Below are 13867 nucleotides of genomic sequence, written 5' to 3' on the forward strand. Positions count from 1 at the left end.
CGAGAAAGGTGACACTGGCGCGACTGGCGCAACCGGCGACAAAGGCGAGAAAGGTGACACAGGTGCAACAGGTCCTAAAGGTGATACAGGTGCAACTGGTCCTAAAGGTGATACTGGCGCAACAGGTCCTAAAGGTGATGCTGGTGCTACAGGCGCAACTGGTCCACAAGAACATGTAAGTGTTGTAGCTAAAGATAAGACTGTAAAAGTTGAAGATACTGCTAGAAATGCAAACGGAACAGTCAAGTACGAAGTAAGTGCTAATACTACTAACGTGACCGTAAATCCAAATGGAACTACGAAAGTAGATACTACTAATGGCGGTACAGGTGATAACTTAGTGAACGCAACCACTGTTGTGAATGCAATCAACGATGCTTCATTTAATGTGACCACTGGTAAACACGTGGATGAAGTAGTAACTGATACAGCTGCGGGTAGCGTACAATCAAAAGTGAAACCAGGTTCAACTGTAACGATTACTTCAGGTAAAAATGTAGCAGTTAACCAAACTGGTACAACCTTCACTATTTCAACAACTGCGGATGTAACTCATAACAATGTGACAGCAAATAATATTGTTGCAACAAATGTGACTGCGGGTGACGTAACAGCTGAAAATGTAACAGCGAATAACGTAACAACGAAGAACATCACTGTTGAAAATGGTGGTAACATCGATATGGGCGGTAACCAGGTTCATAATGTAGCTAACGGTACAAACCCAACTGATGCTGTGAACTTGAGCCAATTAAAAGCTAACACGACTGAAGTGATTTCTGGTAACCAAAGCAATGTAACCTTAGTGTCAAAACCAAATGATCCAAATGGTAAAGTTTACAAAGTAGATGTAAATACTACAGCGTTATCTAATATCACTAACACTGGTAAGATTACAGTTCCAGATGCTAATACCGCAGGTAATAAAGGTTTAGTGACTGCAATTGATGTAGCTAATGCAATCAATGCGGCTTACTGGAAAGTAGGGGATAATGCAGGAGCGGTAAAACACAATGTCACTGCGGGTAGCCAAGTGAACTTCGTGAATGGTAATGCGACAAGCTCTAATGTTACCGTTGATGCAAATGGTTTAACCAAAGTTAGTTACGATGTGAATGCTGGTGACGGTTTACATATCGACGGCAATAATAAGTTAGTTGCAAATGTAACTGATATTAAAGAAGGCGATAATGTACATGTGAACAAGGATAATGGTGTTTACACCATTAGTGCTAACAATACGCAAGCAAGCGTAAGCACTGATCCAAACAAGGGTATCACTGTTACACCAACCGTTAATGCAAATGGTACAACTAACTACAAAGTCACTGTTGACGTAGATAACGATACAATTACCGTGAACAATCAAGGTAAACTCGTTGCAACACCTAATGGTTCAACCAACTTTAATGTTTCTACATCTAATGCAGGCAATAAAGTTGCGAATAAAGATAGTGCACCGAAGACAACGCATATTACTGGCGGTAAAACAATTAATTATGCTGCAGGTAAAAATATTGCGATTGACCAAGATAACGGCAATATCCTTATCTCAACAACAGATAATGTTGACCATAATAGCGTAACCACAAATGACTTAACCGTTAATAAAGGTGGTAACATTGATATGGGTGGCAACCAAATTCACAATGTGAAAGCGGGTACCAAAGATACTGATGCGGTTAACGTATCTCAATTGAAACAATCAATTGGTGACGTACACAAACGTATCAATAAAGTAGGTAAAGAAGCACGTGGCGGTATCGCAGGTGCTAACGCAGCAGCAGGTTTACCACAAGTTTATATTCCTGGTAAATCAATGGTTGCCGCTTCTGCAGGTACTTTCAAAGGTGAAAGCGCTGTAGCAGTAGGTTACTCACGTTCAAGTGACAATGGTAAAGTTATCTTCAAACTTCAAGGTAACGCAAATACCCAAGGCGACGTAGGTGGCTCTGTGGGTGTAGGTTACCAATGGTAATTTAACTTTCCACTAAAATAGATAAAAACCCAGCTTCGGCTGGGTTTTTTATTTTTATAGGAAGATTGTAGAAGAAGTGCAAGTAGATATGTTGTATTGTATTTGCTGATTGAATAGCGATTATTTTAATTTATATCTTAGGCTTTCTACATATGCTCTTTAGCAAATCTCAAGTTTTCTTGGAAACGTTGTTTATCTCGTTCTGGAATAGTTGGATTGGCTAATAATTCTAAACAGAGATCATGGCAAAGTTGATAGTTACCAACCCAATACGCACTAACCGCAAGTTCATCTTTTGCCTTCCATTCATAAACAGAGTGATCCACAAAAAGAATATCTTTATTTAAAGGAATGCTTACTGCTGCAGTTGCATAAATATAGGCGAGCCTAATTTTATCGTGCAGGCGTAATTGACGAGCTAAATGATAAAGACTTTCAGCGCGTTGCGGACGATATTCATAAGCGGCGAGTAAAAGATTTTGCACTTCATCTAATGGCGCATTTAATTCAATTTTTAATAGGGCAATTTGGAGAAGGGAATAATACACTTCTTCATACCAGCCCCCTAAATTTGCACGTTTGGCATACCACTCAATAGCCTTTTCGGGCATATCTGCATCACGATAAGATTGTGCGGTATAAAACGCATAGCGATCTTTAAGATCTTCATCTTCAGGTGAATAGAAGGCTTTTTCTAATACTTGAGCATCTTGGAAATATTTTTGTGGGTTGTTGCTACGCGCTCCAAATCGACCACTAATCACATAATAATCACCAAAGATTTTTTGCTCCACAACGGTTTTTTTACGTTGTTCAACAAATTCATGCAATACGCCACGCCAATAGAATGAGCCATCATTACGAAACATAAGCGTACGGAAATAAACATTTGCACCCGTTACACTATTTGCCATGCGTAGATAATAGCGATCGCTCGTCAGTTCTTCTGGCAATACAAAGTTTCCTTCAAAGCGATCATCAGCATCAAAGATTAATACATAATCTGTTTTTCCTTGTGCATGTTGTAGAGCACAGTTTCGATTATGGGCAAAGTTTACCCATTCATCGTAATGAATTTCGCCTTGAATACCTTTTTCATCAAAGAATTGTTTGATAATGTCTGCAGTATTGTCGTCCGAGCCTGTATCACTAATAACATAATAATCTAATGGAAGATGAGTAATAATGTTCTCTAATGTATCTCGGATGATAGTAGATTCATTTTTGACAATCATATTCAAACAGATTGTTTTTTTATCAGTTCTTTGAGGCATTTTTCTATCTCTTATGTTTATTATTCATTCCAATTTATTTCTCTTTAGAGTTGAAGGGCATTATAGCGAAAATACATTTTGCTTGCTGAAAATTATGCGAAAAATAACCGCACTTTTTCTCGCATATAGACAATTCCAATCACATCAATTTATAGCTTTCTTCTTTAATTTGGCGCAAAATAGGGAAAAAATTTTAATGAGTAAAAAAGGATCATTACAATGACTAAACATTATGATTATATTGCTATCGGTGGCGGTTCAGGCGGGATTGCTTCAATTAACCGTGCGGCAAGCTATGGTAAAAAATGTGCGATTATCGAAGCAAAACATCTGGGTGGCACTTGTGTGAACGTAGGTTGTGTACCGAAAAAAGTGATGTTCTATGGCGCACAAATTGCAGAAGCCATTAATAGCTATGCACCAGCTTATGGTTTTGATGTAGAAGTGAAAAAGTTTGATTACGCGAAATTAGTTGAGAGTCGTCAAGCTTATATCGGTCGTATTCATACCTCTTACAATAATGTGTTAGCGAAAAATAATGTGGATGTTCTAAATGGTTTTGCGCGTTTTAAAGATGCAAAAACGATTGAAGTGAGCTATGCAGATGGTTCAACAGAATTAGTGACCGCCGATCATATCTTAATTGCGACGGGTGGCCGACCAAGTATTCCAGCGGTAAAAGGCGCAGAATACGGGATTGATTCAAATGGTGTATTTGCTTTAAATGAATTACCAAAACGTGTTGCAGTCGTAGGCGCGGGGTATATTGCGGTTGAATTAGCGGGTGTTTTAAATAGCTTAGGTAGCGAAACACATTTATTTGTGCGCCAACATGCTCCATTGCGTAATCAAGATCCATTGATTGTTGAAACTTTAGTTGAAGTGTTAGCACAAGATGGTATCCAATTACATACAAAAGCATTGCCTGAAGAAGTCGTGAAAAATGCCGATGGCTCGCTTACCTTGAAATTACAAGATGGTCGTGAAACTACAGTGGATACCTTAATTTGGGCGATTGGTCGTGAACCTGCTACTGATGTGATTAATCTTGAAGTAACAGGCGTGAAAACGAATTCACGCGGACAAATTATTGTTGATAAATACCAAAATACAAACGTGCCTGGCATTTATGCTGTAGGTGATATTATCGAAGGTGGTATTGAATTAACACCAGTTGCCGTGGCAGCAGGTCGTCGTTTATCTGAGCGTTTATTCAATAACAAACCGAATGAGCATTTAGATTACAACCTTGTGCCAACGGTTGTGTTCAGCCATCCGCCAATTGGTACAGTCGGTTTAACTGAGCCACAAGCGATTGAGCAATATGGCGAAGAAAATGTGAAAGTGTATAAATCCTCTTTCACGGCAATGTACACCGCTGTCACCGAACATCGGCAACCTTGTCGCATGAAATTAGTGTGTGTCGGCAAAGAAGAAAAAATCGTAGGCTTACACGGCATTGGTTTTGGTGTGGATGAAATGATTCAAGGTTTTGCGGTGGCAATCAAAATGGGTGCAACTAAAGCAGACTTTGATAATACGGTAGCAATTCACCCAACAGGTTCAGAAGAATTTGTCACAATGCGTTAATTGTAGATAAAGAAAGTGCGGTCAAAATCTCTGATGTTTTTGACCGCACTTTTTATTGTGATTTGTTATTAGGCTGCTGCACGATTGCCTAATGTACCATCATCTTCCATTTCTTTAGCCACACCGACGACCTCAGCAATTTTGTCCCCTTCTTTGAAGAAGACGAAACCACCATGTTCCATTTTAACCCAAGGTTCATCTTTGGTGAGAGGGAACGTCGTAATGATGGTGACTTTGTCGCCATCTTTTGCGTAATCATTAAAATCAATGACGCCATCATCATCAATGCGGTGTGCTTTACCAAAAGGGGCTTTACGTGTTAAGTAATGCAAATTGGTTGAGCAGTGGGCAATCATCCATTCTCCATTCGAAAGAATAAAGTTAAAGGTGCCTTTTTGTGAGAGCTCTTTGGTAATGTCTTGAATGGCTTCAAAAATTTCCATTTCAGACGGTTTACGACGGAAGCGATTTTTTAAATATTCTGCCATATAACAAAATGCGGCTTCTGAATCCGTTGAGCCAATCGGTTGACAGAAACTCTCAGACATATCTGGCACATCTTTTAAATTACCGTTGTGAGCAAACACCCAATTTTGTCCCCAAATTTCACGAATAAAGGGATGGGTGTTCTCAATGGTGACACCGCCTTGTGTTGCCTTGCGAATATGGGCAATCACATTGAGCGATTTAATGTTGTATTGTTTTACACAATCCGCAATAGGAGATTGAGAGGCTGCATGGTTATCACGAAAAATACGCACACCACGACCTTCAAAAAAAGCGATACCGAAGCCATCTGAATGGCAGTCAGTAAGACCAGCACGACGACGGAAACCTTCAAAAGAAAAGACAATATCCGTCGGTGTATTACAGTTCATTCCGAGTAATTGGCACATAAATTCCTACAACTTATTTTTATATTTTTATAACCTTATAATGTGTGCTGATTTAACACCATAATGCGTTGAAATTCAAGATGGATAACAAAGGATTTTTAGAAGAAAATGTTACATAAAATAACCTGAAAATCTTTCTGATCTGAAGGCTAGGGATGAGCACTTTATTAAGTCAATAAAAAAGGCGTGTTTATCACGCCTTTTGCTATATTTTTTAAGATTATGCTTTAATTTCGGAGCGGCTTTTTAAGAAAAAGAGTGCGACTGTTGAGATCAACATCACAAAGCCAACGCCAACATATAAACTCTGTTTGTCCCAACCCATATCTAATAATTGGCCGGCAATCGTTGGAGCAAGAATTGCACCAATACGACCCACACCAATCGACCAGCCCACACCAGTGCTACGAATATCGGCATCATAAGTAAGCGGATTTAAGGTATAAAGACCGCTGATACAGCCATTCATGAGTGCTCCAACTAAAATACCGAATACCATCGCAATCCATAAAACGGACGAGGATAAGATAAAGGTAATGATTGCTGCAGAAGATAAGACAGTGAATAAAATTAACACGCCGCGTGCTGTCCAACGGCTAGCCAGTAAGCCATAGATTAAGGCGCCACAAGTGCCCCCTAATGAGATCATCATTCCAACGCTCACACTTTGCTCTGTCGTCATGCCCGCTTCTTTTAATAAGGCTGGAGTCCATGAGCTGATAAAATAGAAGCTGAACATGATTGCAAAGAAAGCCGTCCAAATTAACAGGGTAGAATGTAAGTATTTTTCGCTGAATAATTGGCTAATAGGTAATTTACTTTTAACTTTTTCTACTTTTGCAGGAAGTTTCCAATCACCGGCTAAACCAATTTTTTGGGCGATTAAATTTAACCGCATTTCCGCATTTTTAGGTTGTTTAGAGGTAAGGAAATCAATGGATTCCGGTAACCAAATAAATAACACCACTAAAAGTAAACCGGTTAAGATAGCGCCTGCTAGGAACACAGAACGCCAGCCATACTCACCTTGTAGCATCACGGCAAACATGCCACCTAATACCGCACCGATACCAAATCCTGCTGCATAGACGCTGATCGCAAAACTGCGCCATTTACGAGAAGAATACTCACTGGTGATCACGTTTGTGCCCACTAAAATACCGCCGACACCAAGCCCAGTGATAACGCGCCAGAAACCAAGCCATTGATATTGTGAGATAAACGCCGAACCTAACATCCCAATAGCGGAGAGTGATACCGCCATTAATAACAATGGACGGCGACCAATTTTATCCGCAAGTGGTGCAAGGAAAAGTGAGCCGGCAGTCATACCAAATAAGCCGGCACTTAATAAATAACCTAACTCAATCCCCGTGAGGCCAAATTCGCTACGAATGGCTGTTGCGGTGAAGGCCAGGGCTAATACATCAAAGCCATCAAGTAAATTCATGATGGCAGCCATCACCACAATCATCCATTGATAAGCCCCCATTGGGCTTTGTTCTATTTTGGCTCTAAGAGAAAGGGTTTCAGTCATTTTATTTCCTTAAGTTAAGCAAACTGGCGGGAGCTTGCGAGAGATTGAAGTTTACGCAAAATCATGCTGAGTACCACGCCATAAGCGGGAACAAACAAGACGATGCCGACAAATAATTTAAATAAGTAATCGACGAATCCAAGGCTAAACCAATGTTCTGCCATAAATGGATCGCTACTTTGATAGAATGCTACGCCAAAGAACATGAAAGTGTCGGCAAGAGAGCCAAATGTCATGGAGCTGCTCGGGGCAATCCACCACGTTTTTAGTTGACGTAAACGGTTGAATACTAACACATCTAATAATTGTCCGAAAACATAAGCACAGAAACTCGCAAATGCAATACGGAAAACAAACATATTGAATTCACTGAGAGCTCCTAAGCCTTGATATTGCCCATTAGAGAAAACAACCGACACAATGTAGCTGACGATAAGTGCTGGAATCATCACGATAAAAATGATCCAACGTGCCTCTTTCGCCCCAAATACACGTACTGTTAAATCAGTGGCTAAGAAAATGAATGGGAAAGTGAGTGTGCCCCATGTGCTGTGGAATGAGAAATCATCAGCAAAACCAAGTGCGGTCAATTTTAAATTGATTTCAAATGGAATTTGAACGAAATAGTTACTGGCTGTGATGATGAAGATGTGAAATAAGCTTAATAAAATTAAAGCAAAACGTTTTTGTTGATCATTGAAGATCGGAGTATTAATTTTCATTTTAAGACCTTTTTAGTTGGTTAATCGGGGGTAGGGAACCCGACATGAGAAATAAATCCGCCAAATTGGCGAGCCGTGAATAATACTAGAATTTATTTGGATTGCAAGAAAGTGCGGTCAAAAAATCAGGTATTTTATTTAAATTCAATAAAAATGATAAGAATTGTTATTTACAGTAAAATTATATTGTACTAGAATTCTCGGGCATTATTTATTCCACATATGCCAGGAGAGCATTTCAATGTATAAATCCAATCATTTAAAAACAACATCATTCTTCGCATTTAGTGCGTTAACAATCGCACTTTTTTCAAACTATTCTCATGCAGAAGAGAAACTTGAGGAAATTAAAGTTACTGCGGAAGATCAGGTAAAACAATCGCTTGGTTCTTCTCTTGTGACGGCAAAAGATTTAGAAAAACGCCCTGCGACAAATGATATTTCTGAAGTATTACGTACTATGCCAGGTGTGAATTTGACGGGTAACTCATCCACAGGACAACGCGGAAATAAACGTCAAATTGATATTCGCGGTATGGGACCTGAAAATACATTGATTTTAGTGGACGGTAAACCAGTCACCTCTCGTAATGCAGAACGTTATGGTGTGCGTGGTGAACGTAACTCTCGTGGTGACAGCAACTGGGTGCCGGTTGAAGCGATTGAAAAAATTGAAGTATTACGTGGTCCTTCAGCAGCACGCTATGGTTCAGGTGCAATGGGTGGGGTGGTGAATATCATCACTAAACCTGTTACCAATGATTTACACGGTAGCTTAAGCTATTACACCAATCAACCAGAAGACAGCGATGAAGGTGCAACGAACCGTGTCGGTTTTAATCTAAGTGGTGCGTTAATTAAAGATGTATTGCAATTCCGTTTATATGGTAACTGGAACAAAACACAAGCGGATGAAGTCGGTATTAATGGCGATCCTGCAATTGCCGGTCGTGAAGGTGTACGTAATAAAGATATTAATGGCCGTTTAGTGTGGAATATCAATGAGAAAAATAAATTAACCTTGGATTCCGGTTTTAGCCGTCAAGGTAATATTTATAATGGTGATACACAAAATAGCTCAGCAGGGCTTTACAATAATAAAAACTATCCTGAAACCAAAACGTTGGCAGGAAGTAAAGCTGAAACTGCTCGTTTATATCGTCAGAACTATGCTTTAACCTATGAAGGTAAATTCGATCATTTTGACAATAAAACTTATATTACTTTTGATAAAACTAAAAACAGCCGTTTACCAGAATACTTAGCGGGTGGTCCAGAGGGCAGTTATTCTAGTACATCAGCTTTTACCGATTCTATTCTTAAAAATACGCGTTTTAGTTCAGAATTCTATATTCCATTTACCTTGGGTGTAGATCAAATGCTGACCGTTGGTTTTGAAGGTGCACACAGCAGTTTAGACGATGACGCTTCTATGACGCAGTTACTCGGCGGACGACGAGACAAGACTGGGAAGGTGCTTTATGATTTGAAAGAACGCCTACCAACCGGCATCTCAAATGCACGAGGTGGTCATAGCAGTCAAACTGAATGGGCAGTATTTGTTGAAGATAATATTTCAGCAACCCAATCTACCATCCTAACGCCGTCTTTGCGTTATGATTACAACACCTATTCAGGTTCTAATCTAAGTGGTGGTTTAAACTTCTTACAAAGTCTCAACGATGATTGGAAAATCAAAGGTGGCATTGCAAGAGCTTATAAAGCACCAAACCTTTATCAAACTAACCCGAATTACTTGTTGTTTACTTTAGGTCAAGGTTGTCCAACGAATGTACCGAATAAGAAAACTTGTTATTTCCAAGGTAATAGCGATATCAAACCGGAAACTAGCTGGAATAAAGAAATCGGTATTGAATATGATAAAGACGGACTTCTTGCTTCTGTGGCTTACTTCCGTAATGACTATCGTAACAAAATCGTGTCTGATGGTGAATTTATCGGTTTAACTAACTTAGGAAACTATGTATATAAATGGGGTAACGCAAACCGCGCAGTAATTGAAGGTTTTGAAGGTAATCTGACATTACCATTGATCCAAGATAAATTAAATTGGGTAAATAACTTCACTTATATGCACAAAACCAAAAATAAAGATACCGGTAACCCGCTTTCTATCGTGCCGAAATATACTTTGAATTCAAGTTTAAGTTATCAAATCACCGATAGTTTGGATGCGATGTTGACCTATACGCAATACGGTAAACAAAAATCCCGTAAAAATCCGGAAAACCGTATGGAAAATGGTAACGACAAGTATGTTAATCAGCTTGCTGGCTCAGAAGATATTGGTGGCTATGCAGTTTGGGGATTAAGTGCAGGTTATAATTGGAAAGACACAATCAGCATTCGTGTTGGCGTAAGTAACTTATTTGATAAACGCATTTATCGTTCATCAAGCAGTACAAATTACAATGCTCATACTTATAACGAACCAGGTCGTGCTTATTACGCAACGGTAAAATATTCATTTTAATTGAGCATTTAGAACTGATAGAAAAAGTGCGGTCGATTTTTGCCGCACTTTTTTATTGATTGAATTTGGAAAATAGTGAATTTTAGATAATAAAAAACCCTGCATAGGCAGGGTTCTTCACACAGATTCAAATTATTTTGTACCTGGGATTTTGAAACGGCTGTTAAAGCGTTCAACACGACCACCAGTATCAACAACACGTTGTTTACCAGTGTAGAATGGGTGGCAGCTACCGCACACATCAAGGTTGATGTCTTTGCCTAAAGTAGAACGAGTTTTGATCACGTTACCGCAAGAACAAGTTGCAGTGATCTCTTTATATTCTGGGTGAATACCTTGTTTCATAGAAAACCTCAAATTGAAGCCACGCCGCAATAAATGCTTTCCACTTACACCGCGTGAGTTAATAATCGCCGACAATCCGGCACCAAATAGACTGCGAATTATACTGAAAAAATCAAATTGATCAAGAGGTGTGCTTTAGTGATAGAATCATCGCAAAATTTTTGCTTATTTTTGACCGCACTTTAGGAAAGTTATGTTAGCCCAATCCTCTGTTGATGCCCCTTTTGCCCATTCTGTTTTACAATGGTATGAAAAGTTTGGGCGTAAAAATTTGCCTTGGCAGCAAAATAAAACCCTTTATGGTGTTTGGCTTTCCGAAGTAATGTTACAACAAACCCAAGTTTCTACAGTTATTCCTTATTTTGAACGCTTTATTAAAACCTTTCCTAATGTGACCGCACTGGCTAATGCATCGCAAGATGAAGTATTGCATTTGTGGACGGGACTAGGCTATTACGCTCGAGCAAGAAATTTACATAAAGCTGCTCAAACCATCAGAGATAAATATCAAGGCGAATTTCCTACACAATTTGAGCAAGTTTGGGCATTAACGGGCGTGGGGCGCTCTACGGCTGGCGCAATTTTATCTTCTGTGCAAAATCAACCTTATCCGATTTTAGATGGCAATGTGAAACGTGTCCTTTCTCGTTATTTTGCTGTTGAGGGTTGGCCTGGCGAAAAGAAAGTCGAAAATCAATTATGGCAGTTGAGTGAGCAGGTTACACCAACCACGAGAGTCGCTGAATTTAATCAAGCCATGATGGACATCGGTTCGGCAATTTGTACCCGAACAAAACCTAAATGCGATCTTTGTCCTCTAAGTAACGATTGTTTAGCCAATAAACTCGAAAAGTGGACAGCATTTCCTGGAAAGAAACCAAAAAAATCATTGCCAGAAAAGCAGAGCTATTTTTTGATTTTATCTTATCAAGGAAAAGTCTGGTTGGAACAGCGTGAAAGCAAAGGCTTATGGGGCGGATTGTATTGTTTTCCTCAGTTTGATGATAAACAAACATTATTGAATTATCTGAAAGAGCAAGGGATTACCGAGTATCAAGAATGGGTAACTTTCCGTCATACGTTTAGTCATTTTCACTTAGACATTCATCCTATTTATGTTGAAGTTGATCGAAAATCTGAAGAGAGCGCTCGTTCAGATTGGAAAAAATTGTCAGAAAAAGGAAAAGAATCTCAATCTGGTCTATTAAGTGCGGTCAAATATTGGTATGATCCAACGTCACCTGAACAGATCGGGTTAGCTCAGCCTGTGAAAAATTTATTAACGCAATTTGTAAGGAATTATTATGGCTAGAACTGTTTTTTGCGAATATTTGAAACAAGATGCGGAAGGATTGGATTTTCAACTGTATCCCGGTGAATTAGGTAAACGTATTTTTAATTCAATTAGTAAACAAGCATGGGGCGAATGGATCAAAAAACAAACCATGTTAGTGAACGAGAAAAAACTCAATATGATGAATGCCGAACATCGTAAATTATTAGAAGAAGAAATGGTGAATTTCTTATTTGAAGGCAAAGATGTGCATATTGAAGGTTACGTTCCCCCATCTAAATAACAAAAGATTATGAAAAAGTATTTATTATTGGCACTACTTCCGCTTTTATATGCTTGTAGTGACTCGCCAACCCATCGACGTGGCATTAATTATGACGAAGTGTTTTCAAAAGACACGCAAGGTTTAGATATTTTAACTGGTCAATTCTCCCATAATATCGATCGTATTTGGGGGGTAAATGAGCTTTTAGTGGCGAGTCGTAAAGACTACGTGAAATACACGGACTCTTTCTATACGCGTAGCCACGTAAGCTTTGACGAAGGTACAATTATTGTTGAAACTCAACAAGATCTTAATCGCTTACACAATGCGATTGTTCATACTTTATTGATGGGCTCCGATGCAAAAGGGATCGACTTATTTGCTTCTGGCGATGTGCCGATTAGTACGCGTCCTTTCTTATTAGGTCAGGTTGTGGATAACAATGGTCAGCAAATTGCTAACCAAGTGATTGCAAGTAACTTTGCGACTTATTTAATCCAAAATAAATTACAAACTCGCCGCTTACAAAATGGTAATACTGTGCAATTTGTGGTGATCTCAATGATTGCAAACCACGTTGAAGTGCGTGCACAAAAATATATTCCATTAGTTCGTAAAGCTGCAGAACGCTATGGTATTGATGAAAGCTTGATTTTAGGTATTATGCAAACAGAATCTAGCTTCAACCCGTATGCGATCAGTTATGCGAATGCAATCGGCTTAATGCAAGTGGTACCAAGCACAGCAGGTCGTGATGTATTTGCGATGAAAGGTAAAGGTGGACAACCATCTGCACGTTACCTTTATGATCCAGCAAATAACATTGATGCGGGTGTCTCTTACTTATGGATTCTGCAAAATCAATATTTAGATGGTATCACGAATCCTACCTCTAAACGTTTTGCAATGATTTCTGCCTACAATAGTGGTGCAGGTGCAGTGTTACGCGTATTCGATGAGGATAAAGATGAGGCGATCTATAAGATCAACCAGATGTATCCAGAACAAGTGTATCGTATCTTAACGACTGCACACCCATCCTCACAAGCAAGAAACTACTTGTTGAAAGTGGATGCGGCGCAGAAGAAATTCCGCGTAAGACGATAATTTCTACGATGAAATACAATGCCCGAAAGAAATTTCGGGCATTATTTTTTGAGAAAGTGCGGTTATTTTTGATTGAGTTTTACAAAATACGTTCTTTTTATAGTCGTTTTGGTTATTAACCACTCAAACACACCAACTTTTTTACTTTTTTTGAATTTAATTGTTGACCGATACCCGAAAAAATAGTTTAATACGCTCCGTTGTCAGGCAGTAGCCAATAACGATAACGCCTCGATAGCTCAGTCGGTAGAGCAGGGGATTGAAAATCCCCGTGTCGGTGGTTCGATTCCGCCTCGAGGCACCATTTCCTCCTTAGTTCAGTCGGTAGAACGGTGGACTGTTAATCCATATGTCGCAGGTTCGAG

Annotated in this window: 11 protein-coding genes and 1 tRNA gene; 7 read left to right on the forward strand and 5 right to left on the reverse strand. The window is 39.3% G+C overall.

Annotated features, from left to right (window positions below):
* Window positions 1-1978, forward strand: a 1978-nt coding sequence (locus ADA56_RS01190; protein WP_049368823.1) for a YadA family autotransporter adhesin, incomplete at its 5' end; no start/stop codon positions are given.
* A gap of 146 nt (window positions 1979-2124) precedes the next feature.
* Here the strand turns inward: ADA56_RS01190 and ADA56_RS01195 are convergent.
* Window positions 2125-3252 carry a glycosyltransferase gene (locus ADA56_RS01195; RefSeq protein WP_053086263.1) on the reverse strand — a complete coding sequence of 376 codons (1128 nt, stop codon included), beginning with the start codon at window positions 3250-3252 and terminating at the stop codon, window positions 2125-2127.
* A 219-nt stretch (window positions 3253-3471) separates the two neighbouring features.
* On the opposite strand from ADA56_RS01195, the gene gorA reads away from it, so the two are divergent.
* Window positions 3472-4842 (forward strand): glutathione-disulfide reductase, encoded by a 1371-nt coding sequence (gene gorA / locus ADA56_RS01205; RefSeq protein WP_014064758.1) that lies wholly within the window; start codon window positions 3472-3474, stop codon window positions 4840-4842.
* 68 nt (window positions 4843-4910) lie between these two features.
* Here gorA and ADA56_RS01210 read toward each other — a convergent pair whose 3' ends face one another.
* The 3 genes from ADA56_RS01210 to ADA56_RS01220 form a co-directional block, all read right to left on the reverse strand.
* Complete coding sequence (locus ADA56_RS01210; protein WP_049368825.1) at window positions 4911-5738, reverse strand: class II glutamine amidotransferase; 828 nt, start codon at window positions 5736-5738, stop codon at window positions 4911-4913.
* 220 nt (window positions 5739-5958) lie between these two features.
* Window positions 5959-7275, reverse strand: coding sequence for an MFS transporter (locus ADA56_RS01215; protein ID WP_049368826.1), 1317 nt, complete (start codon window positions 7273-7275; stop codon window positions 5959-5961).
* A 14-nt stretch (window positions 7276-7289) separates the two neighbouring features.
* Window positions 7290-7997 (reverse strand): 7-cyano-7-deazaguanine/7-aminomethyl-7-deazaguanine transporter, encoded by a 708-nt coding sequence (locus ADA56_RS01220; protein WP_049368827.1) that lies wholly within the window; start codon window positions 7995-7997, stop codon window positions 7290-7292.
* A gap of 241 nt (window positions 7998-8238) precedes the next feature.
* Here ADA56_RS01220 and ADA56_RS01225 point away from each other — a divergent pair, with 241 nt between their 5' ends.
* Window positions 8239-10491: a FepA family TonB-dependent siderophore receptor gene (locus ADA56_RS01225; protein WP_049368828.1), complete on the forward strand. Its 2253-nt coding sequence runs from the start codon at window positions 8239-8241 to the stop codon at window positions 10489-10491.
* A gap of 132 nt (window positions 10492-10623) precedes the next feature.
* Here the strand turns inward: ADA56_RS01225 and rpmE are convergent, their stop codons facing one another.
* The gene (gene rpmE, locus ADA56_RS01230; RefSeq protein ID WP_005696847.1) at window positions 10624-10836 is read right to left on the reverse strand and encodes a 50S ribosomal protein L31; all 213 of its coding nucleotides are present in this window, start codon (window positions 10834-10836) and stop codon (window positions 10624-10626) included.
* Window positions 10837-11029: 193 nt separating this feature from the next.
* Here rpmE and mutY point away from each other — a divergent pair, with 193 nt between their 5' ends.
* From mutY to ADA56_RS01250, 4 genes are all read left to right on the forward strand, one after another.
* Entirely contained in the window at window positions 11030-12148 is a 1119-nt protein-coding gene (gene mutY, locus ADA56_RS01235; protein WP_049368829.1) for an A/G-specific adenine glycosylase, read from the forward strand.
* Complete coding sequence (locus ADA56_RS01240; RefSeq protein WP_049365232.1) at window positions 12141-12413, forward strand: oxidative damage protection protein; 273 nt, start codon at window positions 12141-12143, stop codon at window positions 12411-12413. The genes mutY and ADA56_RS01240 overlap by 8 nt, the downstream gene beginning before the upstream one ends.
* A 9-nt stretch (window positions 12414-12422) precedes the next feature.
* A complete protein-coding gene (gene mltC / locus ADA56_RS01245; protein WP_005696844.1) occupies window positions 12423-13502 on the forward strand; it encodes a membrane-bound lytic murein transglycosylase MltC in 1080 nt (359 codons plus the stop codon).
* A 228-nt stretch (window positions 13503-13730) separates the two neighbouring features.
* Window positions 13731-13806: transfer RNA gene (locus tag ADA56_RS01250), tRNA-Phe, on the forward strand.
* Window positions 13807-13867 lie beyond the last annotated feature (61 nt).

The organism is Parahaemophilus parainfluenzae (genome assembly GCF_001055095.1).
GTDB classification, from domain to species: Bacteria; Pseudomonadota; Gammaproteobacteria; order Enterobacterales; family Pasteurellaceae; genus Haemophilus_D; species Haemophilus_D parainfluenzae_Z.